This window comes from Streptomyces sp. NPDC033229 (assembly GCF_055576875.1).
The window spans coordinates 41,779-68,172 of sequence record NZ_JBVIQR010000002.1; the positions used below are offsets into that span (position 1 = coordinate 41,779).

The following is a 26,394-nucleotide window of genomic DNA, read 5'->3' on the forward strand; positions in this document are numbered from 1 at the left end:
AACCGCGAAGATCACGTCACTCCTTCGGGCAGACCACGTCCCCCGCCGGGCGGCGGCCCGTGGTCAGGAAGTCGGTGACCATGCGGTCGCCGCAGGTGTTGCCGTTTGCCAAGTAGGCGCCGTGGCCGCCGGAGTCGACGGTGACGAGGCGGGCGCGGTCGCCGAATGCCTCGCGCATTTTGAGGGCGCCGTGGTAGGGGGTGCCGGGGTCCCGGAGGTTTTGGATCATGAGGATGTTCGAGGGGCCGTGGGGGGTGATGCGGACGGGTTTGTCGGCGGGGGCGGTCTTCCAGAAGGCGCAGGGCATGACGCCCACCGGCATGCCCGCCGTGAGGGGGTGGCGGGCGCGGTCGGCGGTGACGGCGCGGGCGTAGGAGGCGATGTCGTGGGGCCAGTCGACGTCGTTGCAGATGGTGCCGACCATGACCGCCGTCTCCCGCTGGCTCAGCGGGCCGCCGGGCAGGACGTCGCGGACGGTCAGGGGGCCGGTCGTGTCGCGGGCGGCCAGCATCAGTTCGGCGAGGGGCTCGAAGGCGTTCTTGCTGTAGAGGGTCTGCTGCAGGGCCTGGCGCAACCGGTTGCCGGTGAGGGGGAAGTGGTCCGGGTCGGCGAACTTCCTCGGTGCCGCGTCCAGTTCCGCCGCCAGCTCCAGGAACATCGGGCGGACGTCCTCGGGGCGTTCGGCCAGGCGGTGTGCGCGGTCGCGGTCCGGGTCGGCCGCCCAGGCGGCGAAGTCGGGGAAGCGGTCCTCCGCGCCGACGGACATGTTCGCCGACCAGCCCCGGGCGACCCGCTTCGGGTCGGGGTCGCCGTTGCTGTCCAGCACCAGGCGGTCCGTGCGGTGCGGGTACTTCTGCGCGTACATCGCCCCCACATACGTACCGTAGGAGGTACTCCACGCCGACAGTTTCTTCTCGCCGAGGGCCTGGCGGAGGCTCTCGATGTCGCGGACCTCGTTGGCGGTGGAGATGTTGCGCAGCATGGCCCCGCCGTTGGTCCGGCAGGCGGCGGCCACGCGGCGGGCCCGGGCGACGTTGGCGGTGATGTCGCCGTCGGGGCCCGGCCAGGGGCGGAGGTGGGTGAGCTCGCGGTCGTCGTCGGAGAGACCGCAGTCGACCGGGGTGCTGCCGCCGACGCCGCGCGGGTCGAAGGCGACGATGTCGTACGCCCCGCCCGTCTGCTTCCGCAGCTCGGCGCCCTTGGTCGCCAGGCGGGCCACGCCCGAACCGCCGGGGCCGCCGGGGATGACCAGCAAGGTGCCGCGTTTGGCGGGGGACTCGGTGCCGCGCAGCCGGGAGACGGCGAGATCGACCCGTTGGCCACCCGGGTCGCGGTAGTCCATCGGGACGGAAAGGGTCGCGCACTCGGTGGCGCCGGCCGGGCTCTCGCACGGCTTCCAGTCGAGGGTGGGCGTGGTGGGGGCTGCCTGCGCGGGGGTGGCGAGCGTCGCGGCGACCGCCGTGGTGGCGAGAGTGAGCAGCAGGGCCTTGCGGTGCGTACGGTTCGAAAGTGGCATGGGGAAAGGGTGGTTGACGCCCGGCGTCCTGCCCATCCGGCCAGCCGTTCCCCCAGGGGTGGGGGTAGCCCCCGGCGCCCGTCGTTCTACGAGGCCTCCACCACCGCAAGACTGATGTGCGAGCAACTCGTGCTCCCCTACCGTGTGTTCGACCGGTGTGGGCGACCGACGGGAGGGGATCGGGGTGACCGGGTTCATGGCCGACGGGCTGGTGGAGCAAGCCCGTGCGCTGGCCGACGGGGACGTGTCCTCGCGGGAGCTCGTCGACCGGGCGCTGGAGCGGATCGAGCAGACGCGGGCGACGGTGAACGCCTTCCGCAGGGTGCGGTCCGAGGCCGCGCGGGCGGAGGCCGACGCGGCCGACCGGCGGCTGGCGGCGGGGGAGCGGCTGCCGCTGCTGGGCGTGCCGGTGGCGGTCAAGGACGACATGGACGTGGCGGGCGAGCCGACCGCCTTCGGGTGTCCCGGGCGGTTTCCGCTGAAGCGCGCCGACAGTGAGGCGGTGCGGCGGCTGCGAGCCGCGGGCGCGGTGATCGTCGGCAAGACGAACACGCCCGAGCTGGGGCAATGGCCGGTCACCGAGGGGACGGCCTTCGGGGTGACGCGCAACCCGTGGCACCTGGAGCACACCCCCGGAGGGTCGTCGGGCGGCTCCGCCGCGGCCGTCGCCGCCGGGCTCGTACCGGCCGCGCTCGGATCGGACGGGGCGGGCTCGATCCGCATCCCCGCCGCCTGGACGCATCTGGTGGGCATCAAGCCGCAGCGGGGCCGGATCTCGACCTGGCCGGACGCGGAGGCGTTCCGGGGCATCACCTGTGACGGTCCGCTGGCCCGGACGGTCGCCGACGCCGCTCTGCTGCTGCACGCGGCGAGCGGTTCGCACGCCGGTGATCTGCACCGGCCGCCGTCCGTCGACCTGCTCACGGCGGCGGGCCGCGAGCCGCGGCGGCTGCGGATCGCGCTGTCGCTGCGGCCCGCCTTCGCGGTGGTCCGGCAGCGGCTCGACCCGGTCGTCCGGGCCGCGACCGTGCGGATCGGTGAGCGGCTGGCGGCGCTCGGGCACGAGGTGGTGGCGGAGGAGCCGCGCTACGGGCTGGTCGGGCTGTCGTTCGTGCCGCGGTCGATGGCCGGCATCCGGGACTGGGTCGGGCGGGTGCCCGATCCGTCGCTACTGGACGCCCGTACGCGGGTGAACGCGCGCGGCGGGCTGTTGCTCGGCGGCGGGGTGCTGCGCGCGGCGCGGGCGGCGGAGGGGCCGCTGCGGCGCCGGGCGGGGGAGCTCTTCGGCCGGTTCGACGTGGTCCTGACCCCCACCACGGCGGTGCCGCCGCCGCGGACCGGGGAGCTGGCGGAGCTGTCGAGCCACCGGACGGACGCGACGATGATCGCGGCCTGCCCCTACGCCTGGCCCTGGAACGTGCTCGGCTGGCCGGGGGTGAACGTACCCGCGGGGTTCACCCCCGGCGGTCTGCCGATGGGCGTACAACTCCTCGGCCCGGCGAACAGCGAGCCGCTGCTGATCTCGCTGGCCGCGCAACTGGAGGCGGACCAGCGGTGGTACGAGCGGTGGCCGGACGCGGCCGGGCGGAGCGGTCCGCTCAGCGCGGGATGCCGCTCGACAGGGCCCACAGCGTGAGGACGGCGACGATCGGGGTGATGACGACGAGGGCGAGGCCCCCGGGGTTGCGGTGGTGGTAGACCCAGCGGTTTCCGTACCGCTGGCGGACCAGGAGCGGCTCGTGGTCAGGATGGCGACTCATGGAGCCAGCCTACGGACGCCTGTTCGATGATGTGTCAGTTTTACGGCCAGGACGGTGGCTTGTGGCAAGGCCGGTACGGAGCAGGGACATCGCCATCATCGGCGGGTGGGCCGCGCGCGGCCGACTACGGCGCCAGGATGTCCAGTTCGGCCATCGCCCCGGTGGCGATCTCGCGGGTCAGGGCCTCGGCGCGGGCCGCGTCCCGTTCCCGTACGGCCTCGGCGACGCGGACGTGCAGGGTGACGGCGGCCGGGTCGGGGTCGGTGAACATCACCTGGTGGTGGGTGCGGCCGGTCAGCACCTCGGCGACGACGTCGCCGAGCCGGGCGAACATCTCGTTGCCGGAGGCGCGCAGGATGACGCGGTGGAAGGCGATGTCATGGACCAGATAGGCGTCCAACTGCTGGCCGCGTGAGGTGGCGACCATGCCCAGGGCGTGGTCCGTCAGCTCGGCGCACTGCGCGGGCGTCGCGAGCCGGGCGGCGAGACCGGCCGCGATGGGCTCCACGGCCGAGCGCAGCACGGTCAGTGAGCGCAACTGGCGCGGGCGGTCGGCGCCCGCGAGGCGCCAGCGGATGACCTGCGGGTCGTAGACGTTCCACTCCTCGGTGGGCAGGACCGTCACCCCGACCCGGCGCCGGGAGGCGACCAGCCGCATGGACTCCAGTACGCGTATCGCCTCGCGGATGACCGTGCGCGAGACCTCGAAGCGCTGCTCCAGCTCGTCGGTGCGCAGCACGCTGCCGGGCGGGTACTCGCCGGCCGTGATCGCGGGCCCGAGGGATTGCAGCACGCGCGCGTGCAGCCCCTGCCCCTGGTTCTCCATGGGCTCAGCCTACGGTTTCCGCCGGTCGCCCCCGGCCGCCCGGGCCCGACCGGGGCCATCCGGGTCGCGGCCGGGGGCGATCCGCAACGGCGGCCCGGGGCGATCCGGGGAGGCAATTACGTATGACTTTTAAGTCACGAGGTCTTGTATACGTCGTACTTATGAGCTTGAGTGTCCGCATCGCCAATGGCGTCGAGGTCAACGAGGACAGCGAGGTAGCGATGCAGGCCCCCCACCCCCCTGTCGTGGCCGTCATGGGCGTGTCCGGCACGGGCAAGACCACGGTCGGCCCGCTGGTGGCGGACGCCCTCGGCGTCCCCTACGCCGAGGGCGACGACTTCCACCCGCCCGCGAACATCGCCAAGATGAGCGCGGGCACCCCGCTGGACGACGCCGACCGCGCCCCCTGGCTCGACGCCATCGGCGCCTGGGCGCACGGGCGCGCCGGACGAGGGGGAGTGGTGAGCTGCTCGGCCCTCAAGCGCGTCTACCGTGACCGGCTGCGCGCCGCGGCCCCCGGCATCGTCTTCCTCCATCTCACCGGCGACCGCGCGCTGATCGCCGAGCGGATGGAGGCCCGCAAGGGGCACTTCATGACCACCCGGCTGCTGGACTCGCAGTTCGCGGCCCTGGAGCCGCTGGACGCGGACGAGGCGGGCGTCGCGGTGGACGTCGCGCCCGGCCCGGACGCCATCGCCCGCCGGGCGACCGCCGCACTGCGGCACCTCTGACACCTTTCGGCCCTGACACCTTTCGGCCCTGACACCTTTCGGCCCTGACACCTCGGCCCGGCGGCCTTGATGCCTCGGCCCTGGTACCTCGGCCCTGACCACCTTTCGGCCCCCCCGTCCCCCCGCCTCTCTAGGAAGCCCCGTGAGCACTCTCAGCGTCGAGATGCTGGCCGCGGCCCCCGCCGGACCGATCACTTCGGCAGGTCACGCACAGCTGGGCATCGCCGTCCTCGTCGGCATCGCCGTCATCGTCCTCCTCATCACCCGCTTCAAGCTGCACGCCTTTCTGTCGCTGACCATCGGCTCGCTGGTGCTCGGCGCCGTCGCGGGCGCACCGCTCGACAAGGTCATCGCCGGCTTCACGACCGGGCTCGGCGCCACGGTCGCGGGCGTCGGCGTGCTGATCGCGCTCGGTGCGATCCTGGGCAAGCTGCTCGCCGACTCCGGCGGTGCCGACCAGATCGTGGACACGATCCTGGCCAAGGCCGGCCCCCGCTCGATGCCGTGGGCGATCGTGCTGATCGCGTCCGTCATCGGGCTGCCGCTCTTCTTCGAGGTCGGGATCGTGCTGCTGATCCCGGTGGTGCTGCTGGTCGCCAAGCGCGGCAACTACTCGCTGATGCGCATCGGCATTCCGGCGCTGGCCGGGCTGTCCGTGATGCACGGCCTCGTGCCGCCGCACCCCGGCCCGCTGGTCGCCATCGACGCGATCGGCGCGAACCTCGGGGTGACGCTCGCGCTCGGCGTGCTCGTCGCCGTGCCGACCGCGGTCATCGCGGGCCCGTTGTTCTCCCGCGTCGCCGCCCGCTGGGTCGACATCGCCCCGCCCGAGAAGCTGATACCCCAGCGGCCCTCGGAGGACCTGGAACGCCGCCCGGGCTTCGCGGCCACCGTGGCGACCGTGCTGCTGCCGGTGGTGCTGATGCTGGCCAAGGCGCTCGTCGACATCGTCGTCGACGACCCGAAGGACCACGTCCAGCGGGTCACCGACGTCGTCGGATCACCGCTGATCGCGCTGCTCGCCGCCGTCCTCGTCGGCATGTTCACCCTCGGCCGGGCCGCGGGCTTCGGCCGCGACCGGCTGGCCGGGACCGTCGAGAAGTCCCTGGTGCCCATCGCTGGCATCCTGCTGATCGTCGGCGCGGGCGGCGGCTTCAAGCAGACGCTGATCGACGTGGGCGTCGGGCAGATGATCCTGGACTTCTCCGAGGACTGGTCCGTCTCCGCGCTGCTGCTGGCCTGGCTGATCGCGGTCGGCATCCGGCTGGCGACCGGCTCGGCGACGGTCGCCACGATCTCCGCCGCCGGACTGGTCGCCCCGCTCGCCGCCGACATGAGCACGACCCACTCCGCCCTCCTCGTCCTGGCCGTCGGCGCGGGCTCGCTGTTCTTCAGCCACGTCAACGACGCCGGGTTCTGGCTGGTGAAGGAGTACTTCGGCATGGACATCGGCCAGACGATCAAGACGTGGTCGCTGATGGAGACGATCATCTCGGTCGTCGGGATCGGCTTCGTGATGCTGCTGTCGCTGGTGTTGTAGTCGCTGGTGCTGTAGCTGCCGGAAGTGGTGCGGCCCGTCCCGCGCTTGAGCCCCGCGCTCTACCCCGACACCTCCGACAGATACGGCGCGACATCCGCCGGGTCGTCCGTCGCCAGGCCCACATAGCCGTCCGGGCGGATCAGGAACAGCCCCGAACCGTAGGCCGCCTTGGCGTGACCCTCCGCGTCCAGCAGGTCCGCCGCCGGGCCGCCGCCCACGCGGTAGGTGCGCACCCACGCGGCGTCCGGCGCCGCGCACTCCGCGTCGCCCAGCGCCAACAGTGTGAAGTGCGGGCCCCGGAAGGCGTCGAAGAGACGGACGGCCGTGCCCGAGGCGTCCACGCAGGGCGCGTCGGGCGCGCGGTCGCCCGCTCGCAGGGCGCCCTCGGGCAGGTCCCGGCGCAGCTCCCGGGTGAGGGGGCTCTCGCGGTAGTTGAGGGTCAGCTGGTGTGTCTCGCGGCCCCGGAGGCTCGGACCCCCGCCGGCCTGGTCGGCCTGATGGACGCTGGTGGACAGGCGGAGCACGTCGGCGGCGACCCGCGTCCGCTCGGTGTCGTAGGTGTCGAGCAGCGCGTCGGGCGCGCCGAGCCGCAGCACCGCGCCCAGCTTCCAGCCGAGGTTGTACGCGTCCTGGACGCTGGTGTTCAGCCCCTGGCCGCCCGCCGGGGAGTGGACGTGCGCCGCGTCCCCGGCGAGCAGGACCCGGCCGGTGCGGAACCGCTCGGCCATGGCGGCCCGCGCCCGGAAGGCGGAGGCCCACCGCACCTCGCCGGTGCGCACCCCCGGGTGCCCGGTGCGCTCGGAGATGAGGCGGGCCAGGGCCTCGGGGGTGGCGTCGCGGGCCGGGTCCAGCTCGTAGGAGGCGTCGCTGAAACTGGCCATGACCTGCCAGGTCTCCACGTTCTCCAGCGGCCGCAGGGCGAGGAGACCGCCCTTCGCCCGGGGCCACATGTGCCAGTGGTCGCGGTCCAGCAGCTCGCCTTCCATCATCACGTCGGCGATCAGCACCGGGCGCGCGTCGACCTGTTCGCCGGTGAAGGCGATGCCGAGCGCCTTGCGGACGGTGCTGCGCCCGCCGTCGGCCGCGACCAGATACTCCGCCCGCACGGTCTGCTCGGCGCCGTCGGCGTCCCGCAGGGTGGCCGTGACGCCGTCCGCGTCGTGGTCGAAGCCGGTCAGCTCGGTGCCGAACTCCACCCGGCCGCCCAGCTCTTCGAGCCGTGCGGTGAGGATCTCCACCGTGCGCCACTGCGGGATCATCAGGATCTCGCCGTAGGGCACGCCGGGCGACGGCTCGGCCGGCTCGACGATCCGCTGCTCGCCGACGTGGGTGGTGCCTTCCCAGATCCGCACCAGCGGGCACGGTCCACCGGCGGCCCACAGCGCGTCGATCGCGCCGAGGTCGTCGAGCACCTCCTGGCTGCGTGGCTGGATCCCGGTGCCGCGCGAACCGGGGAAGCCGCGCTCGGAGCGGTCGACGACGCGGTGCCGGATGCCGCGCCGGGCGAGGTCGATGGCGAGGACCAGACCGGTCGGCCCGGCACCGGCGATCAGGACCTCGGTGGTGGAAGCGGTGGAAGTGGTGGAAGTGGTCGGAGCGGTCGAGGGCAGGCTCATGAGAGCCTCCTTAACATCGTTAAGTTCGCTGTGACCCCAGCCTGAACTGAACAGCGTTAAGCTGTCAAGGTGGCAACTCGAATCGACCGCGCCCTGGTGGCGGACACCGCTCTGCGCCTGCTGAACGAGGTGGGCCTCGACGGGCTCACGCTGCGCAGGATCGCCAAGGAGCTGAACGTCCAGGCTCCCGCCCTGTACTGGCACTTCAAGGGCAAGCAGGAGCTGCTGGACGAGATGGCGACGGAGATGTTCCGCCGCATGGTCCCGAAGCTGGCCCTGCCCGAAGGGGCCACCTGGCAGGAGCTCATGGCGCACGCCGCCCATGTGATGCGCCAGGAGCTGCTCGGCTACCGGGACGGCGCGAAGGTCTTCAGCGGCACGCGCTTCACCGACGACTTCTACGCCGGAACCCTGGAGTCGTTCCTGCGGGCCTGCCTCGACGCGGGCTTCACCTCGCGCGGCGCGGCCCGCGCCTGGTTCACGGTGAACACCTACACGATGGGCTACGCCATCGAGGAGCAGTCCGTGCACCCCGTGCCGGGGGAGCGCGACCCCGCCTACGACCACGCGGTACGGGCGCGCCGCCTCGGCGACGGCTCCCCGCTGGCCATCGAGGCGGGGCACGAGTTCTTCGACGACCTCGAGGCGGGGTTCGACGACGGGCTGCGTGCCGTCATCGCGGGCATCGGGGTGACGCTGCTACCGGCCCCGGCCGGGCAGGAGTGACGCGCGCAGCAGGGGAGTGAGCCGCTCTTCCACCCAGCGGTGCAGCACCCACGCCAGCAGCAGCATCAGCGCGATCGTCAGCGGGAAGGCCGCGTACGACGGGATGCGCAGACCCCGGTGCAGACCGCCGATCACCACCCACCCCAGGTGCTCGTGCACCAGGTAGAAGGGGTACGTCAGGGCGCCCGCGACGGTCAGCCAGCGCCAGTTCGCCCAGTGCAGCCTGCCCACGGCGACGGCTGCGACGGCCGCGTAGCCGACGGCGACGACGGCGATGATGACGTACGGGGAGCGGTAGGAGAAGTACTGCGGGCCCGGCGGGTGCCACAGGCCGGTGACCGCGTAGTGCTGGCCGATCAGGAAGCTGACCGCCACGATGCCCCAGGCGAGGGCGTCATGACCGAACCGGTGGATCAGATACAGGCCGATGCCGCCGATGAAGAACGACGCGTGCTCGGGCATGACGACGACCCGGAGCACCTCCAGGTGCGAAGCGGTCGTGACGACCGTCGCCAGCGTCCACACCGCGCAGAAGAGCACCACCCGGCGGCGGGTCGCGCCCGGCAGCACCACGAAGAGCGCGAAGAGCGCGTAGAAACGCAGCTCCGCCCAGAGCGTCCAGCACACCCCGAGCACCCGCCGCGCGCCGACCGGCTGTTGCAGCATGGTGAGGTTCACCAGGAGGTCGCTCGGGGAGACCGTCCGGTACGCGACCCACGGCAGCGCGAAGGCCAGCGTGACGAGCGCGATCGCCGCCCAGTACGCGGGGTAGAGCCGTGCGACGCGCGAGGCGAAGAACGAGCGCAGCGGGCGCCCCCAGCCGCTCATGCAGATCACGAAGCCGCTGATGACGAAGAAGATCTGCACGCCGAGACAGCCGTACGCGAAGACGCCCGACAGGCTCGGGAACTCCCGGCGCGGCGAAGCCCCCCACGCCTGCTGGACCTCACCGCCCCGGCCGCCGTAGTGGTACAGCGCCACCATGAGGGCCGCGAGCAGCCGCAGGCCGTCCAGGGCCCGGAGGCGGCCCTTGCCCCGAGCGGGCGGGGAGGCTGGTGCCGGGCGGGCCGTCCGGGCGTCCGGCGGTGCGGCGGGCAGCACCGCTTCGGAGGTCACCGCGCGCTGCCGTTCCGGGGCCGGCCCGGAACGGACGCCCGCTGTCCGGGCAGCCGCAGCGCCAGGCGCCGCTGTGCGGACCGCGCCCGGCGGGCCACCTTCCGCACGGTCGGATTGCGCGGCAGGAAGGCCAGTGGGGAGGGGACGGCGCCCGGGAGGGCGAGGGCGGTCAGGCGGCGGCGCTTGAAGTAGCGCCGGGTGCCGGCGTCGAGGTGGTCCGCGAGATAGCGCTCGGCGGCCTGGCGCAGCGTTGGGTAGATCTGCGGCTGCATCGCGAAGCCCACGGCGGCCAGCAGCCCCGACAGCCCCTCGCCCGGCAACTTCCCCGGGGGCCGGCCCGCGACCGTCTCGGGCCGTTCGAGGTCGGGCAGCAGCGCGTGGACGAGCGTGACCGGCACCCGGTTGCTGTTCTGGTACGGGCTGAGCCGCTCCAGCAGCAGATCCGTGCCGACCCGCGCCACGGGCAGCCCGTAGAAGGTGCTGGCGGTGAGCAGCGCCGTCGAGAAGCAGCCGACGACGAGCGCGGGACGCGACCGGCGGAAGACCACCTCGGCCAGGACCGGGGTGTCCAGGACCGTCAGTGCGACACCGAGCTGCCCGGCCTCCGTCTCCAGCATCCGCGACCAGCGGGCCGGGGCGCTCGGGTGCGGCTTGAACACCAGCTCGCGGTGGCCGAGGGCGGCCGCGCCGCGCAGCATCCGCACGTGCAGCCGCTCCTCCTCCTCGGGGGTGAGGATGTCGATCGCCGACAGGTACTGGCCGAGCAGCAGCGCGGCTCCCTCGGGGGCCTCGACCAGCGGGGTGGCGTCGCAGAGCTCGGCCAGCACCTTGGTGAAGACCTCGGCCGGCACGATCTCCGCCGGGACGCCGAACTCCGAGAGCAGCAGCGGCCGCAGCCCCGGCACCAGGTCGAGGTGGAGCAGCCGCCGCACGCGCCCGCCCACGAGCGGGTCGAGCTTGTTGCGGGTGGGGCCGTAGCTCATCAGACCGTCGGCGTAGACCTCGAGCGGTGCGTCGGGGAAGAGCTGGGCGATCGCGAGGGCCGGGTTGACCTGGAGGGACTCGACGACGAGTTCGACGTCGTCGGTGCCGAGCCCCCACAGCAGCCGCAGGTGCCGCTCCCACAGCGGGACGTCGTCCAACCGGGGCGACCAGCCGCCGGGGTGGAAGGGCCTGATCGTCTCGTTCCAGGACAGCACCCCGTCGAAGCGGGTACGCAGCCGCTCGAAGCCGGGCGCCTCGTCGAAGGCGGGGGTGGTCTCGGGCGTCGCCGCGTTGTTGGCCACCAGCAGCAGCCGACGGTCGGCGCGGGGGAACTGCTCGGCATCCAGGGCGGCGGCGAGCGTCGCCGCCCCGTACAGCGTCGAGGCGAGGAAGATCTGGGTGCGCCGGGGCTCGGCCATCAGCCGGTCACCTCCGCCGGTGCGGGGCGGCGGCGGAGCCTGCGCAGCCGGGCCGCGCGATCGTCGTCCATGGAATTCAAGGCGTCCTTGAGGAGATCCTGGGGCATTCGCCGCAGGGCGGCCGCGCTCTTCGAACGCAATGTCCGGGCCACGGCCGGTTCGAATCGTTCGATGGAACCGAGATGGTGGGAAATGATCGCGCAATAGGTGCGCACGGCTTTGGGGAGCAGGATCTCCGCATCCGCGTCGCGCGAGGTTTCGTCGATTACCTGATCGAATGCGCGAAGGAAATCGAGTTGCCGCACATCACCGATCTGGGTCAGTGAGGACGCGACCCCGCGCCGGTAGAAGACACCGAGCAGCCCGGCCACCGCGAACGTACGCGCCTCGCGGTGCAGCCGCCAGATCCAGGGCCGGTCCTCGGCCGTCCGCAGCCCGTGCCGGAAATGCAGCAGCCCCTCGTCCAGCAGTCGCCGGTGGTAGATCCCGGCCCACGCGTAGGCGTAGTCCACGGACGTGGAGCGGTCGGCGGGCAGTATCGCGTCGCGCGGGCTGAGCACCACACCGCGCCGGCCGTGCGGAACGCGGTGGACCGTCCGGGCGCGGGCCGTGCACTGGACGTGGTCCGTGCGGACGAATTCCACCCCCAACCCCTCGATCACTTCGAGGAGTTGCTCGTAGTGGCCCGGCGCCAGCCAGTCGTCGCCGTCGAGGAAGGTGATGTATTCACCGCGCGCCCGTTCCAGCCCGGTGTTGCGGGCGGTGGCGAGGCCGCCGTTCTTCTCGTGCCGCACGAGCACGGCCCCGGGCAACTCGCGCTCGGCGCGCCGGAGGATGTCCGGGGTCTCGTCGGTCGAACAGTCGTCGACGAGAATGAATTCGAAGTCCGCGCGGGCGTTCGCGCGCAGACTCCTCAGTGTGTCGGGCGCGTAGGTCTGCACGTTGAAGAACGGCACGATGACGGAGAGCTTAACCACTCGGGTGACGTTAGGTGGCCCCCCGGCATTCGTCTTGACCTATGGCGTACGCGGAGGTGAACGAAGAACGGCGGAATGATGAACCCGCCGCGGACGCAAGCCGATTCGCCGTCCGGCGGTGTGCTGTTTACCGGTTGTTGAACTCGCGTTGGGCAACGAAACGGAATGGATTCCTATCGTCGGCCACGTGCCACTACGAACCGAATCCCCGCCACGCGTCGCCGTGCTCGCCGATTCCGACACCCGGTGGAAATGGGGTGCCCTCACCGCGCACCGCCTCGCCCCGGACGCCGCCCGGCTCGACGGCTATCTGCTGCGCGGCCGCGCCACGCCGACCGTCCGGCAGCTCGCCGAGGTCGGCGTGCGGGCGGACGCCCTGCGCGAGGTCACGGGGACCGAGTTCGTCAGGGCGGTCGACCGCACGCGGTACGACGTCACCGTACTGGCCTGCGTCGGCGGCGCCGTCCAGGCCATGCTGCACGGCCTGGCCCGGGCCTGGGACGGCGCCCCGGCGCGACCGGTCGTGGTCACCGGGTACGTGGGCGTCGTCTACGAGAAGCTCGCCGACGGACTGCTGCTGCGGCACGGCGCGGACGTGGTGCTCGCCAACTCCCGCCATGACGCGGAGCGGTTCCGCGAGGTGTACGCGGGCGTCGGCGCCCCGGGGGAGAGCGTCACGGAGTGCGCGCTGCCGTTCCTCGGCGGCGAGCGGTACGCGGCCGGGCCCGCCGCCCCGGAGGGGCTCCGCACCGTGGTGTTCGCCGCCCAGCCCTCCGTCCCCGACAACCGGGCCGACCGCACCTACCTGCTGCGCCGCGCCGTCGGGCACGCCCGGCGGCACCCCGGCCGGGAGGTGCTCATCAAGCTGCGCAGCAAGCCCGGTGAGCACACCACGCACATCGAGGAACTCCCGTACCAGAAGCTGGCGGCCAGGCTGCCGGGCGGGCTGCCGCCCAACTGCCGTCTCGTCTACGGACACATGGGCGAGGTCCTCGACCGGACAGATCTGCTCGTGACCGTCAGCTCCACGGCCGCCCTGGAGTCCCTCCACCGGGGCATCCCGACCGCCGTCCTCACCGATCTCGGCATCCGCGAACCGCTCGGCAACCACCACTTCCTCGGCTCCGGCTGCCTCGCCTCCTGGGACCAACTCGACGCCGGGCACCTGCCGGTGGCCGATCCGGCGTGGACGGCCCGCCAGGGCGTCGCCGCGGACGGCTCGTACGCCACCGCCTTCGACGCGGCACGGCGGCGGATCACGGAGCTGGTCGCGGCGGACACGCTGCCCCCGCTCGCCCCGTACTACACGACCGAGACCGCCCCTCACTACCTGCCCGCCCTCCTCGCCCGCCACGGCCTCGACCCCCAGGGCCGGCCGCTGCCCGGCGCCGCCCGGGAGCCGGGCGAGCCGGGCGCCGTGCGGCGCGCGGTGCGCGAGGCGGCGCGCGGCGCGTACCGCCACGGCGTCCAGCGCGTCGCCCCCGCCATCCGCCGGCTGGGGGAGCTGTGAGGGCCGGAGCTGTGAGGGACGGAACATCCCGCCACCGCAAGGAGACCGTCATGTCCGCCGCCCCGTCCGGCCCCGCCGTGCTGGCCGTCATCCCTGCCCGCGGGGGGTCCAAGGGCGTGCCCGCCAAGAACCTCGCCGCCGTCGGCGGCGTACCGCTCGTCGCCCGCGCGGTACGGGCCTGCCGGGCGGCCCGCCTGGTCACCGACGTCGTGGTGTCCACCGACGACGCCGCCATCGCGGCCACCGCGCGCGGCGCGGGCGCGGTCGTGGTCCAGCGCCCCGCGACGATCGCGGGCGACACCGCGACCAGCGAGGCGGCGGTGCTGCACGCGATGGACGCGTACGAGGCCACGCACGACACCCGGGTCGGCACGGTCCTGCTGGTCCAGTGCACCAGCCCCTTCCTCACCGGTGAGGACATCGACGGCGTGGCCGCCGCGGTGCTCGAACAGGGCGCCGACAGCGCGCTGACAGTGGCCCCCTTCCACGGCTTCGTATGGCGGGAGGGGGACGGCTTCGCCGGGGCCGTGGCCTCGCCGGCCGAAGCGTCGTCGGGGGTCGAGCCCACCCCGGTCCCGGCCCGGGCCGCCGTGCCGGTCCCCGCCCGGGGTGATCGGGCGCACGGGCCCGGGGCCGTCCCGCAAGCGGAGGCCGTCGCGCTGCCGACGCCTGCGGCCGGATCCGCCACGGCCCGGCACTTCGTGCCCGGGACCGTCCCGGGCGGAGCGACGGGCGGGTTCGCCGCTCCGGAGGTGGTCGCGGCCTCCGAACAGAGCGCACCCGGCGCCGAGCAGGCCGACAGTCGGCCGGACCGGGCCGCGGCCGTCCGGGCCGCCGCCAGGACCGGGGCGGAGGCCGCGCGCGCGAGCGGCGGCGTGGCGGACCGGCCCGCGCCTCCCGCCCTCTTCGGCGGAGCTACCGGCGTCGCCGCCCCCGCCGGGGCCGAGGCCGCGCGGGTGAGTGGTGTTGCGGACGGGTCCGCGCCTCCCGCCCTGTCCGGCGGAGCCGCCCCCGCCGCCGGAGGCCACGGCGTGAACCACCACAAGTCCCACCGCCCCCGCCGTCAGGACCGCCCCCAGGACCTGCTGGAGACCGGTGCCGCGTACGCCATGCGCGCGGACGGGTTCCGCAGGGCCGGGCACCGGTTCTTCGGGCGCACCGAGCTCGTGCGGACCGACGCCGCCCGGGTGCTGGAGATCGACGACCCGCACGATCTCGCGCGGGCCCGCGCGCTCGCCCCGCTGCTCGACGCCCCCGGGACCGGCGCGCTGCCCACCCGTGACGACGTCGACGCGGTCGTCCTCGACTTCGACGGCACCCAGACCGACGACCGGGTGCTGATCGACTCCGACGGGCGCGAACTCGTCGCCGTGCACCGGGGCGACGGACTCGGCGTCGCCGCCCTGCGGACCGCGGGGCTGGCCCTGCTCATCCTCTCCACCGAGGTGAACGCGGTCGTCGCCGCGCGGGGTCGCAAGCTGCGGGTGCCCGTGCTGCACGGCATCGACCGCAAGGACCTCGCGCTCAAGCAGTGGTGCGAGGAGCACGCCGTCGCACCCGAACGCGTGCTCTACGTCGGCAACGACGTCAACGACCTCCCCTGCTTCGACCTCGTCGGCTGGCCCGTCGCGGTCGCCGACGCCCACGACGTCGTACGCGGCGCGGCCCGCGCCGTCACCTCCGCACCCGGCGGGCGCGGCGCCGTCCGCGAGATCGCCTCCTGGCTCCTCGGCCCGAACCTCTGACCGACCCATCCCACCGCACGCACCCGAACGCGAAGGAAAACGGCCTCCATGAGCCCCACGCTGTCCACCGGCACCGTCCGGAACACCCGCATCCTCGGCGACAAGGCGGTCGGCCCCGGCCACCCCGTCTACATCACCGGTGAGATCGGCATCAACCACAACGGCGACCTGGAGAAGGCCTTCGCCCTCATCGACGCCGCCGCCGACGCCGGCTGCGACGCCGTCAAGTTCCAGAAGCGCACCCCCGACATCTGCACCCCGCGCGACCAGTGGGACATCGAGCGCGACACCCCGTGGGGGCGCATGACCTACATCGACTACCGGCACCGCGTCGAGTTCGGCGAGGACGAGTACCGCAGGATCTCCGAGCACTGCGAGCGCCGTGGCATCGCCTGGTTCGCCTCCCCGTGGGACACCGAGGCCGTGGCCTTCCTGGAGAAGTTCGACGTCCCGGCCCACAAGGTCGCCTCCGCGTCGCTCACCGACGACGAGCTGCTGCGCACCCTGCGCGCCACCGGCCGGACGATCATCCTGTCCACCGGGATGTCCACCCCGCAGCAGATCCGGCACGCCGTCGAGGTGCTCGGCAGCGAGAACATCGTGCTCTGCCACGCCACCTCCACCTACCCCGCCAAGGCGGAGGAGCTCAACCTCCGGGTGATCAACACCCTCCAGGCGGAGTACCCCAACGTGCCGATCGGCTACTCCGGCCACGAGACGGGCCTGCAGACCACGCTGGCCGCCGTCGCCCTCGGCGCCGGCTTCGTCGAGCGCCACATCACGCTCGACCGGGCCATGTGGGGCTCCGACCAGGCCGCGTCCGTCGAGCCCGGCGGGCTCCAGCGGCTCGTGCGCGACATCCGGGTGGTCGAGGAGTCGCTGGGCGACGGCGTCAAGAAGGTCTACGAGAGCGAGCTCGGGCCGATGAAGAAGCTGCGCCGGGTCCCGGGCGTCGTCGCCGAGGCCGGCGGGTCCGGTGACCGCACGCCCGTAGCGGTCTGACGGCCACCACGGTGACCTCTCCCGAGGGGCCGGTCCCCGGCCCACCCCCGGAAGCGGCCCCGGCCGTCTCGCCCGGCCGCTTCCGGGGCCGCGGGCCCGCCGCCGAACGGGTCACGGCACAGACGCTGGCCTTCGTCGAGAGCCCGGTCCAACTGCTGAACGTCCTCGAGTGGGCGCACCACCACACGGAGCGGACGGCCCGCCCGGAGCACCGCCCGCTGTGCGAGCGCGTACCGCGCCAGAGCGCCGGGCGGGCGGCGGAGGAAGGGCGGCCGGCGGCGGAGGGGCGGTCGGCGTCCCCGCTCCCGGACGGCGCCGGCGGGCTGCTCGTCGTCGTCCTCGCGCCGCACGACCCCATGACCCGGGGGCAACTGCGCCGGATGGCCGAACTGGCCCGGGAGCAGGGGTACCGGGTCCGCTGGGAGGAGGCGCGGGGCGGCCCCGGGGCGCCCGCGCACACGATCGGGGGGCTCGCCGGGCCGCTGCGCAAGGCGCGCCGCGTCGTCATCGGCGATCCGTTCTCGCGGTACGTCCAACTGCTGTTGATGATCACGCGGGCGCGGGAGCTGGTCGTGGTGGACGACGGCACGGCGACCATGGAGTTCGTCTCCCAACTCGCGCGCGGGGAACGCCTCGTGCGCTGGCACCGGCGCGGCGGCCGGGGGGCGCGCGATGTCGTCTTCGCGCCCGTGTCTGCTTCCGCGCGCCGGAAACTCACCCCGAACACCCGCCGAAGCATCGAGGTGTTCACCTCGATGCCCGTCGAGGCACCCACCGGGGTGACCGTCACGGCCAACGACTTCGCCTGGACCCGGGCCACGTTCGGCCCGCCCCGGCTCACGCGCGGCACGGACCTGGTCGGCACGTCCCTCGTCGAGACCGGTGTCGTGGACGCGGAGGCCTATCTGGAGGCCGTCGCCACGCTGGCCCGCACCCATGGCGCCACCCGCTACTTCGCGCACCGCCGCGAGCACACCGACAAACTGCACCGCATCGGCGCCCGGCTCGGTCTGGAGGTGGTACGGCCCGAGCTGCCACTGGAACTGATCGCGCGCCGCGGCCCCATAGGGCGCACCGTGCTGAGCTTCCCCTCGACCGTGGTGCACACCCTGCCGCTCGCCCTCGCCGGCACCGGCGTCACCGTCGTGGTCTGCGACATCGACCCCGCGTGGCTCACCGAAAGCGCCTCGCCGCGCGCCAAGGGCTTCCTCTCCGGCGTCACGGACACGGCCCGCGGTGTGCGCAGGCTGCCGTATGCCCCTCTTTCAACGACGCAGGCCGTAAATACGGGTCATACCCCATAGGGAACCCATCCATGCGGCTGAACTTTTCTTGATCGGGCGGCAGTTGCCCCATTCGGGGCTCTACCCTTCGCAGGGTGAACCATCTGATGCCTTGCGAAGCCGAGCCCGACACCGCCGATGGCGATCTGCCCGGCGCGCTGCCCTCGGGGCTGCGCGCCGAACTCATCAACTTCCGGCGGGACTTGCATATGCACCCCGAGCTGGGGAACCGCGAGTTCCGTACCACGGCGGCGGTCAAGGCGAGGCTCGAGAAGGCGGGGCTCAGACCCCGCACGCTGACCATGGGTACCGGGATCGTCTGTGACATCGGCCCGGACATCGACACCGGTACCGGGGCGTGGGCCGGCGCCGGGCGGCCGATGCTCGCGCTCCGCGCGGACCTCGACGCGCTGCCCATCCCGGACACCAAGACGGTCCCGTACCGCTCAACCGTCCCCAAGATGGCGCACGCCTGTGGTCATGACGTGCACACCACCGCCGTCCTCGGCGCCGGTCTCGTCCTCGCCGAGCTGGCGGAGCGGGCCCTGCTGCCGCGCCCGGTGCGGCTGATCTTCCAGCCCGCCGAGGAGGTGCTGCCCGGCGGCGCGCTCGACGCGATCGAGTTCGGGGCGCTGGACGGGGTCGGCCGGATCATCGCCGTGCACTGCGACCCCAAGGTGGAGGTCGGCCGGCTCGGGCTGCGGGCGGGGCCGATCACCTCCGCGTGCGACCGGCTGGAGGTCTCGCTGGACGGCCCCGGCGGGCACACCGCCCGCCCGCACTTCACCACCGACCTGGTCACGGCCGCCGCCAGGGTCGCCACCGACGTGCCCGCCCTGCTCGCCCGCCGGGTGGACGCCCGTTCGGGGCTGTCCGTCACCTGGGGGCGGCTGGAGGCGGGGCACGCGTGCAACGTCATCCCGCAGCACGCGGAGCTGTCCGGAACGGTCCGCTGCCTGGATCTGAACTCCTGGCGGGACGCCCCCGACCTGGTGCACGCCGCGATCGACGAGGTCGCCACGATGCACCGCGCCAAGTCGGAGATCAATTACGTCCGGGGCGTGCCCCCGGTGGTCAACGACGCCGAGGTCACGGGCCTGCTGCGGCGGGCCATGACGGCCCGGCGCGGCGCCTTCGCGGTCGAGGACACCGAGCAGAGCCTGGGTGGCGAGGACTTTTCCTGGTACCTGGAGCGGGTGCCGGGCGCGATGGCCCGACTGGGGGTGCGTCCCGTCGGCGATACGACCCGCCGTGACCTGCATTGCGGTGATTTCGACGTGGACGAGGGCGCGATCCAGGTCGCCGTGGAACTGTTCACCGCCGCCGCATTGCTGGATGGAGGGCGAATGTAGCCATTCGGGTCAAGACAGGTTCGCGACGATCCGATAACGGCTTTGAAGCACCCCTTTTATCTGCATCTACGCGCGTTACGATGCCCGCGAACCAGCGCCGACGGAGGCGCTTCGAGTGAAGGGGCCCCTCGTGCGCCGGGTATCCACAATCACTGCTGCGGGTATTGCAACCGCGGCTCTCGCATTCTCCCTCACCGCCTGTGGTGAGTCCTCCACCGAATCGGGTGGCGGCAAGGACAAGGGCATCGGTCTCGCGTTCGACGTCGGCGGCCGTGACGACCACTCCTTCAACGAGTCCGCCGCCCGTGGCGTGGACAAGGCGGAGAAGGAGCTGGGCATGAACGCCCGCCTGCTGACCGCGAAGAACGGCGAGACCGAGGCCGAGCGCGAGCAGCGGCTGAACTCCCTCGCCGAGGCGGGCTACAACCCGGTCATCGGCGTGGGCTTCAACTACTCGAAGTCGATCGAGAAGGTCTCCAAGGACTTCCCGAAGACGACCTTCGCCGTGGTCGACTCGGTTGCCAAGGGCGACAATGTCGAGAGCATCACCTTCGGTGAGCACGAGGGTTCCTACCTCGCGGGTGTCGCCGCGGCCCTGAAGTCCAAGACCCACAAGGTCGGCTTCATCGGCGGTGTGAACAACGCACTGATCCAGAAGTTCCAGGCGGGCTTCGAGCAGGGCGCGAAGGCGACCGACCCCAAGGTCGAGGTCACCTCGCAGTACCTGTACCCGAACAACGACAAGGGCTTCAACGACCCGGCGGCCGCCAAGGACAAGGCCAAGGGCATGCTCGACTCGGGCATCGACGTGATCTACACCGCGGCCGGCCTCTCCGGCAACGGCTCGATCGAGGCCGTCGCCGGTCAGAAGGGTGCCTGGGCGATCGGCGTCGACTCCGACGCGTACCAGCAGCCGGGCCTCGCGAAGTACAAGGACTCGATCCTCACCTCGGTCGTCAAGAACGTCGACGTCGCGGTGTTCGACCTGGCCAAGAGCGTCAAGGACGGCAAGCCGCTGACCGGCCCGCACGCCTACCTGCTCAAGGACGGCGGCGTCTCGCTGGCCACCTCCGGTGGTCACATCGACGACATCAAGGCCAAGATCGAGGAAGCGAAGAAGAAGATCGCGGACGGTTCGGTCAAGGTCAAGACCTCTCCGTGATCCATGACCGGTTTCGGCCGGTCCAGTAGGTCATGGGGCCCGGTACGAGAAGCACGCTTCTCGTACCGGGCCCGCGATGCGAGCCAACGCTACGCGCGTAGCGTCGCGTTGACGCGGTAGCGTCGCCCCCGCTCAGCCGGAGATCTTCCGGTAGCCCCGTCCTGCCGACCAGGCTTCCCCGCTCCCTTCCCCGAGGAGAGTGCGCCATCAAAGCGTCCAGTAGTACCGCCCCCGCTGGTACCGCCCCCGCCGTAGAACTCGCGGGCATCACCAAGCGGTTCCCGGGTGTCGTGGCCAACCACGACATCCACCTGTCCGTCCGCCGCGGCACCGTCCACGCCCTCTGTGGTGAGAACGGCGCCGGCAAGTCGACCCTGATGAAGATCCTCTACGGCATGCAGAAGCCGGACGAGGGCACCATCACGCTCGACGGCGAGCAGGTCACCCTGAACAGCCCCGGTGACGCCATCGCGCGCGGCATCGGCATGGTGCACCAGCACTTCATGCTCGCCGACTACCTCACCGTCCTGGAGAACGTGGTCCTCGGCGCCGAGAAGCTGCACGGCATCGGTGACAAGGCCCGCGCGAAGATCAAGGAGATCTCCGACGCGTACGGCCTCGGCGTCCGTCCCGACGCCCTCGTCGAGGACCTCGGCGTCGCCGACCGCCAGCGGGTGGAGATCCTCAAGGTCCTCTACCGCGGTGCGCGCACGCTGATCCTCGACGAGCCGACCGCCGTCCTGGTGCCCCAGGAGGTCGACGCCCTGTTCGACAACCTGCGCGAGCTCAAGGCCGAGGGCCTGACCGTCATCTTCATCTCCCACAAGCTCGGCGAGGTGCTCTCCGTCGCCGACGACATCACCGTCATCCGGCGCGGCACCACCGTCGCCTCCGTGGCCCCGAGTGAGACGACCCCCAAGCAGCTCGCCGAGCTGATGGTCGGCAGCGAGCTGCCCTCGCCCGAGACCCGGGAGTCGACGGTCACCGACACGCCGATGCTGACCGTCGAGGGGCTGCGGCTGTCCGCCACCGACCCCGACGGCGTCGTCCGCGCGGTGCTCGACGGCATCACCTTCACCATCCACAAGGGCGAGGTCCTCGGCCTCGCGGGCGTGGAGGGCAACGGCCAGGCCGAACTGGTCGAGGCGATCATGGGCATGCGGACCCCGGGCGAGGGCGTCGTGACCCTCGACGGCACCGACATCACCCAGGCCCCGACCCGCAAGCGGCGCGAGGGCGGCATCGGTTACATCCCCGAGGACCGCCACCGGCACGGCCTGCTCCTCGAGGCCCCGCTGTGGGAGAACCGTATCCTCGGCCACGTCACGGAGAAGCCCAACAGCAAGGGCGCGCTCCTGGACAACAAGGCCGCCCGCGCCGACACCGAGCGCATCGTCCGCGAGTACGACGTGCGGACCCCCGGCATCGAGGTCACCGCGGCCTCGCTGTCCGGCGGCAACCAGCAGAAGCTGATCGTCGGCCGGGAGATGAGCCACCTGCCCAAGCTCCTCATCGCCGCGCACCCCACCCGGGGCGTGGACGTCGGCGCGCAGGCGCAGATCTGGGACCAGATCCGCGAGGCGCGCCGCGAGGGCCTGGCGGTGCTGCTGATCTCCGCCGACCTGGACGAGCTCATCGGGCTCTCCGACACCCTGCGGGTCATGTTCCGCGGCCGTCTGGTCGCCGACGCGGACCCGGCCACCATCACCCCGGAGGAGTTGGGCTCGGCCATGACCGGCGCCGCAACCGGCCACCTTGAGCACGTCGAGGACGGCGCAGACGCCGCGACCGACACCGCCGCCGACACGGAGCGGGAAGGGGGCGACTCCGCATGAGCCTCGTGAAGAAGTTCGACAAGGACAAGATCGTCCTGGGCTTCGCCGCCCCGGTCCTCGCGATCGTGGCCGCCCTGGTCATCACCTCGCTGATCATCGTCTCCACCGGCAAGGACCCGTTCCACGCCTATGAGGTCATGATCGACTTCGGCTCGAAGGCCGACAGCCAGGTCTGGATCATCAACAAGGCGACCCCGTACTACCTGTCCGCGCTGGCCGTCGCCATCGGCTTCCGGATGAACCTGTTCAACATCGGCGTCGACGGCCAGTACCGCATCGCGGCCTTCTTCGCCGCCGTCGTCGGTGGCGCGCTGACCCTGCCGGGCATCGTCCAGATCCCGGTCATGATCATCGTCGCGATGATCGTGGGCGCGATCTGGGCCGGCATCGCCGGTCTGCTGAAGACCAGCCGCGGCGTCAGCGAGGTGATCAGCACCATCATGCTGAACGCCATCGGCGCCTCGCTGATCGGCTATCTGCTCCAGGACGGGCGGCTCGCGGAGAAGGAGGGCAACCTGATCCACACGCCCTACCTGCCCGACTCGGCCCACTTCTTCGAGATCCCGACCATGCCCAAGCCGATCTACGGCTTCGTCGTGATCGCGGCCCTCGCGGGCGCCGTCTACTGGTTCGGTCTGAACCGCACCCGGTTCGGCTTCGACCTGCGGACGGTCGGCCGCTCCGAGTCCGCGGCGCAGGCCAGCGGCGTCAACGTCAAGCGCATGGTGATCACCTCGATGGTGCTCTCCGGTGCGATGGCGGGCCTCGTCGGCATGCCGACCCTGCTCGGCGTCTCGTACAACTACGGCACCGACTTCCCCACCGGCATCGGCTTCACCGGCATCGCCATCGCGCTGCTGGGCCGTAACCACCCCATCGGCATGGCGCTCGGCGCCCTGCTCTGGGGCTTCCTGGACCGCACCGGCACGCAGCTCGAGTTCGAGGGCTACGCGCAGGAGGTCGTCGGAGTGATCCAGGGCGTCATCGTCCTGTGCGTCGTCATCGCGTACGAGGTCGTGCGCCGGTACGGCCTCAAGATGCAGCAGCGCAAGGTCGGCGAGGAGCTCGCCGCCCAGGCCAAGAGCGACAAGGCGGAGGTTTCCGCGTGAGTACGACTTTCACCGACGCACTTGCCAAGGGCCTGTCCGGCAAGAACAAGGGCGAGCGGCGCAAGCTCTCCTACCCCGTGATCCTGCTGCTCATCGCGGGCGGGCTGCTGGTGCTCTCCGTACTGCGGGTGATCACCGGCGCGGACGATCTGACCTCCTCCGGCCAGTTCAGCGGTGCCCTCGGCGCGGCTGTGCCGATCGGACTCGCGGGCCTCGGCGGTCTGTGGGCCGAGCGCGCGGGCGTCGTCAACATCGGCCTCGAGGGCATGATGATGCTCGGCACCTTCAGCGCCGGCTGGATCGGCTGGCAGCACGGCCCCTGGGCCGCGGCGGCCGCCGGCATCCTCGGCGGTGCGCTCGGCGGCCTCGTGCACGCCCTGGCCACCGTCACCTTCGGCGTGGACCACATCATCTCCGGTGTGGCGATCAACATCCTGGCGCTCGGCGTCACGCAGTACCTCGCCAAGCTCTGGTTCGGCGCGGAGGGCAGCGAGGCCCAGCAGGCGGGCGGCAACGACAAGCAGTCGCCGGTCATGGAGAACATGCCGAACTTCTCGATCCCCGGTCTCTCCGACTGGCTGAACTCGATCGAGAAGCACCACTGGTTCTTCGTCTCCGACCTCGCGGGCATCGTCGACGGCCTGGTCACCGACGTGTCCTGGCTGACGATCGTCGCGGGCGGCCTGTTCGTCCTCACGTTCTTCGTGCTGTGGCGCTCCTCCTTCGGTCTGCGCCTGCGGTCCTGTGGTGAGAGCCCGGTGGCGGCCGAGTCCCTCGGCGTCAACGTCTACAAGTACAAGTACGCGGCCGTGGTCGTCTCCGGCGGCCTCGCGGGTCTCGGCGGCGCGTTCCTCGCCATCGGCACACACATGTACTCCGACGGCCAGACCGGCGGTCGCGGCTACATCGGTCTCGCCACGATGATCTCCGGCAACTGGCGGCCGGGCGGCGTCGCGATGAGCGCGGGCCTGTTCGGCTTCATGGACAGCCTCCAGCTGCGCTCGGGCGGCCCGACCGTCCACGCGCTGCTGCTGCTCGTCGCGGTGCTGCTGATCGGCTTCGCCGCGTGGCGGCTGCGGGCCGGCAAGACCCGGCCCGCGATCGTCAGCGCGGCCTTCGGTGTGGCGCTCATCGTCTGGTACACGATGACCAAGACCGTGCCGCTGGAGCTCGTCGACGCCACCCCGTACGTCGCGACGCTGCTCGTGCTGTCCTTCTCCGCGCAACGTCTGCGGATGCCGAAGGCCAACGGCAAGCCCTACCGGAAGGGTGAAGGAAAGTGACCTCTCCCATCGACTGGGAGAACCTGCGGACGCAGGCCCGGGACGCGATGTCCCGGGCCTACGCCCCGTACTCCGGTTTCCCCGTCGGCGCGGCGGCCCTCGTCGACGACGGGCGCACCGTCACCGGCTGCAATGTGGAGAACGCCGCCTACGGCGTGACCCTCTGCGCCGAGTGCGGCATGATCTCCGCTCTCGTCTCCTCGGGCGGCGGCAAGCTCACCGCGTTCACCTGCTGCGACCGGCACGGCAACGTCCTCATGCCGTGCGGCCGTTGCCGTCAGCTCCTGTGGGAGCACGGCGGCCCGGAGCTGGCCGTGGACACCGCCAAGGGCGTCCGCCCGCTGGCGGAGCTGCTGCCGGACGCGTTTGGGCCCGCCGACCTGAATCGATAAAGATGTCCTCAAGCGCCGGAGGGGCTGATGTTCAGCCCCTCCGGGTCACTTTCCGGCCCCGGGAAGACTGAGGACGCACGAACCTTAAGGAAAATGTGCTGATGGACGCCATTTCCGTTATCCGCACCAAGCGTGACCGCGGCCGACTGACCGACGCGCAGATCGACTGGGTCATCGACGCGTACACCCGCGGCGAGGTCGCCGACGAGCAGATGTCCTCGCTCGCGATGGCGATCCTGCTCAACGGCATGGACCGCGCGGAGATCGCCCGCTGGACCGCCGCGATGATCAAGTCCGGCGAGCGCATGGACTTCTCCTCGCTGCCCGTCCCGACCTCCGACAAGCACTCCACCGGCGGCGTCGGCGACAAGATCACCCTGCCGCTGGCCCCGCTCGTCGCCGCCTGCGGCGCGGCCGTCCCGCAGCTCTCCGGCCGTGGCCTCGGCCACACCGGTGGCACGCTCGACAAGCTGGAGTCCATCCCCGGCTGGCGCGCGCTGCTCTCCAACGACGAGATGATGGACGTCCTGCGCAACGTCGGTTCCGTCATCTGCGCGGCGGGCGACGGCCTCGCCCCCGCCGACAAGAAGCTCTACGCGCTGCGCGACGTGACCGGCACGGTCGAGGCGATCCCGCTGATCGCCTCGTCCATCATGTCGAAGAAGATCGCCGAGGGGACGGGCTCGCTCGTCCTGGACGTCAAGGTCGGCTCCGGCGCCTTCATGAAGAACCTCGCCGACGCCCGTGAGCTGGCCTCCACCATGGTCGGCCTGGGCACGGACCACGGCGTGAAGACCGTCGCGCTGCTCACCGACATGTCGACCCCGCTGGGTCTGACCGCGGGCAACGCCCTCGAGGTCCGTGAGTCCGTCGAGGTCCTCGCGGGCGGCGGCCCGGCCGACGTCGTCGAGCTGACCATCGCCCTGGCCCGCGAGATGCTCGCCGCGGCCGGTCTGCCGGACGCCGACCCGGCCAAGGCCCTCGCCGACGGCTCCGCGATGGACCACTGGCGCCGCATGATCATCGCGCAGGGCGGCGACCCGGACGCGGCCCTCCCGGTCGCCCGCGAGCAGCACGTCGTGACGGCCGCCGAGTCCGGTGTCCTCACCAAGCTCGACGCCTACGCCGTCGGCGTCTCCGCCTGGCGCCTGGGCGCCGGCCGCGCGCGCAAGGAGGACCCGGTCCAGTTCGGCGCGGGCATCGAGCTGCACGCCAAGCCGGGCGACACGGTCACGGCGGGCCAGCCGCTGATGACCCTGCACACCGACACGCCGGAGAAGTTCGACTACGCCCTCCAGGCCCTGGAAGGCGCCGCGGACTACGCCCCGGCCGGCACGGAGTTCACCGCGAACCCGATCGTGCTGGACCGCATCGCGTAACCGCCGTCGGTTTCCCGGACGGGGTTGGTGTGGGTGGGGTCAGAACCAGCCAAGCCCTTCCGCGGTTTGGGGGACCGCCACTCACAAGGGGTGTTAGAGGGGGGGGATCCGAGGCGGGGCCCCCCAAGGAA

22 protein-coding genes and 1 pseudogene are annotated in these 26,394 nt (G+C 72.1%); 16 read left to right on the forward strand and 7 right to left on the reverse strand.

Annotated elements, in window-relative coordinates; genetic code table 11:
• Positions 1-16 precede the first annotated feature (16 nt).
• A complete protein-coding gene (locus ACZ53N_RS02080; protein ID WP_469139063.1) occupies positions 17-1,516 on the reverse strand; it encodes an alpha/beta hydrolase in 1,500 nt (499 codons plus the stop codon).
• A gap of 196 nt (positions 1,517-1,712) precedes the next feature.
• On the opposite strand from ACZ53N_RS02080, the gene ACZ53N_RS02085 reads away from it, so the two are divergent.
• A complete protein-coding gene (locus ACZ53N_RS02085) occupies positions 1,713-3,152 on the forward strand; it encodes an amidase (protein ID WP_469139358.1) in 1,440 nt (479 codons plus the stop codon).
• On the opposite strand, the gene ACZ53N_RS02090 is transcribed toward ACZ53N_RS02085, so the two are convergent.
• Positions 3,115-3,276: a hypothetical protein gene (locus ACZ53N_RS02090; RefSeq protein WP_469139064.1), complete on the reverse strand. Its 162-nt coding sequence runs from the start codon at positions 3,274-3,276 to the stop codon at positions 3,115-3,117. The genes ACZ53N_RS02085 and ACZ53N_RS02090 overlap by 38 nt on opposite strands.
• A 124-nt stretch (positions 3,277-3,400) precedes the next feature.
• A complete protein-coding gene (locus ACZ53N_RS02095) occupies positions 3,401-4,102 on the reverse strand; it encodes a FadR/GntR family transcriptional regulator (RefSeq protein ID WP_469139065.1) in 702 nt (233 codons plus the stop codon).
• A gap of 221 nt (positions 4,103-4,323) precedes the next feature.
• On the opposite strand from ACZ53N_RS02095, the gene ACZ53N_RS02100 reads away from it, so the two are divergent.
• Positions 4,324-4,833: a gluconokinase gene (locus tag ACZ53N_RS02100; protein ID WP_469139359.1), complete on the forward strand. Its 510-nt coding sequence runs from the start codon at positions 4,324-4,326 to the stop codon at positions 4,831-4,833.
• A gap of 142 nt (positions 4,834-4,975) precedes the next feature.
• Positions 4,976-6,373 (forward strand): GntP family permease, encoded by a 1,398-nt coding sequence (locus tag ACZ53N_RS02105; protein ID WP_469139066.1) that lies wholly within the window; start codon positions 4,976-4,978, stop codon positions 6,371-6,373.
• Between the two features lie 59 nt (positions 6,374-6,432).
• On the opposite strand, the gene ACZ53N_RS02110 is transcribed toward ACZ53N_RS02105, so the two are convergent.
• Positions 6,433-7,989 carry an FAD-dependent monooxygenase gene (locus ACZ53N_RS02110; protein WP_469139067.1) on the reverse strand — a complete coding sequence of 519 codons (1,557 nt, stop codon included), beginning with the start codon at positions 7,987-7,989 and terminating at the stop codon, positions 6,433-6,435.
• Positions 7,990-8,058: 69 nt separating this feature from the next.
• On the opposite strand from ACZ53N_RS02110, the gene ACZ53N_RS02115 reads away from it, so the two are divergent.
• A complete protein-coding gene (locus ACZ53N_RS02115; protein WP_469139068.1) occupies positions 8,059-8,715 on the forward strand; it encodes a TetR/AcrR family transcriptional regulator C-terminal domain-containing protein in 657 nt (218 codons plus the stop codon).
• On the opposite strand, the gene ACZ53N_RS02120 is transcribed toward ACZ53N_RS02115, so the two are convergent.
• Genes ACZ53N_RS02120 through ACZ53N_RS02130 form a run of 3 tightly spaced genes read right to left on the reverse strand, consistent with a single transcriptional unit; the run spans position 8,689 to position 12,211 of the window.
• Positions 8,689-9,831 (reverse strand): acyltransferase family protein, encoded by a 1,143-nt coding sequence (locus ACZ53N_RS02120; protein WP_469139069.1) that lies wholly within the window; start codon positions 9,829-9,831, stop codon positions 8,689-8,691. The two genes, ACZ53N_RS02115 and ACZ53N_RS02120, sit on opposite strands and share 27 nt — an antisense overlap.
• Positions 9,828-11,234, reverse strand: a complete 1,407-nt coding sequence (locus ACZ53N_RS02125; protein ID WP_469139070.1) for a polysialyltransferase family glycosyltransferase — start codon at positions 11,232-11,234, stop codon at positions 9,828-9,830. Before ACZ53N_RS02125 ends, ACZ53N_RS02120 begins: the two co-directional genes overlap by 4 nt.
• The gene (locus ACZ53N_RS02130; protein WP_469139071.1) at positions 11,234-12,211 is read right to left on the reverse strand and encodes a glycosyltransferase family 2 protein; all 978 of its coding nucleotides are present in this window, start codon (positions 12,209-12,211) and stop codon (positions 11,234-11,236) included. Before ACZ53N_RS02130 ends, ACZ53N_RS02125 begins: the two co-directional genes overlap by 1 nt.
• Positions 12,212-12,434: 223 nt before the next feature.
• Here ACZ53N_RS02130 and ACZ53N_RS02135 point away from each other — a divergent pair, with 223 nt between their 5' ends.
• The 12 genes and pseudogenes from ACZ53N_RS02135 to ACZ53N_RS02190 all read left to right on the forward strand — a co-directional run bounded on the left by ACZ53N_RS02135 (position 12,435) and on the right by ACZ53N_RS02190 (position 26,263).
• A complete protein-coding gene (locus ACZ53N_RS02135) occupies positions 12,435-13,721 on the forward strand; it encodes a DUF6716 putative glycosyltransferase (RefSeq protein ID WP_469139360.1) in 1,287 nt (428 codons plus the stop codon).
• A gap of 50 nt (positions 13,722-13,771) precedes the next feature.
• Positions 13,772-14,278, forward strand: a pseudogene (locus tag ACZ53N_RS02140) (acylneuraminate cytidylyltransferase family protein); the annotation flags it as partial.
• 33 nt (positions 14,279-14,311) lie between these two features.
• A complete protein-coding gene (locus ACZ53N_RS02145; protein WP_469139361.1) occupies positions 14,312-15,466 on the forward strand; it encodes a KdsC family phosphatase in 1,155 nt (384 codons plus the stop codon).
• A 48-nt stretch (positions 15,467-15,514) separates the two neighbouring features.
• Positions 15,515-16,468: an N-acetylneuraminate synthase family protein gene (locus tag ACZ53N_RS02150; protein WP_469139072.1), complete on the forward strand. Its 954-nt coding sequence runs from the start codon at positions 15,515-15,517 to the stop codon at positions 16,466-16,468.
• A gap of 125 nt (positions 16,469-16,593) precedes the next feature.
• A complete protein-coding gene (locus ACZ53N_RS02155) occupies positions 16,594-17,772 on the forward strand; it encodes a hypothetical protein (RefSeq protein ID WP_469139362.1) in 1,179 nt (392 codons plus the stop codon).
• A gap of 86 nt (positions 17,773-17,858) precedes the next feature.
• A complete protein-coding gene (locus tag ACZ53N_RS02160; RefSeq protein ID WP_469139363.1) occupies positions 17,859-19,103 on the forward strand; it encodes an amidohydrolase in 1,245 nt (414 codons plus the stop codon).
• A 130-nt stretch (positions 19,104-19,233) separates the two neighbouring features.
• Positions 19,234-20,265, forward strand: a complete 1,032-nt coding sequence (locus tag ACZ53N_RS02165) for a BMP family lipoprotein (RefSeq protein WP_469139073.1) — start codon at positions 19,234-19,236, stop codon at positions 20,263-20,265.
• A 206-nt stretch (positions 20,266-20,471) separates the two neighbouring features.
• Positions 20,472-22,100, forward strand: coding sequence for an ABC transporter ATP-binding protein (locus ACZ53N_RS02170; RefSeq protein WP_469139364.1), 1,629 nt, complete (start codon positions 20,472-20,474; stop codon positions 22,098-22,100).
• Positions 22,097-23,209 carry an ABC transporter permease gene (locus ACZ53N_RS02175; RefSeq protein WP_469139074.1) on the forward strand — a complete coding sequence of 371 codons (1,113 nt, stop codon included), beginning with the start codon at positions 22,097-22,099 and terminating at the stop codon, positions 23,207-23,209. The genes ACZ53N_RS02170 and ACZ53N_RS02175 overlap by 4 nt, the downstream gene beginning before the upstream one ends.
• Positions 23,206-24,492, forward strand: a complete 1,287-nt coding sequence (locus ACZ53N_RS02180; protein ID WP_469139075.1) for an ABC transporter permease — start codon at positions 23,206-23,208, stop codon at positions 24,490-24,492. The genes ACZ53N_RS02175 and ACZ53N_RS02180 overlap by 4 nt, the downstream gene beginning before the upstream one ends.
• A 47-nt stretch (positions 24,493-24,539) precedes the next feature.
• Complete coding sequence (locus ACZ53N_RS02185; protein ID WP_469139365.1) at positions 24,540-24,884, forward strand: cytidine deaminase; 345 nt, start codon at positions 24,540-24,542, stop codon at positions 24,882-24,884.
• 101 nt (positions 24,885-24,985) lie between these two features.
• A complete protein-coding gene (locus ACZ53N_RS02190; RefSeq protein WP_469139076.1) occupies positions 24,986-26,263 on the forward strand; it encodes a thymidine phosphorylase in 1,278 nt (425 codons plus the stop codon).
• The last annotated feature ends 131 nt before the right edge of the window (positions 26,264-26,394 follow it).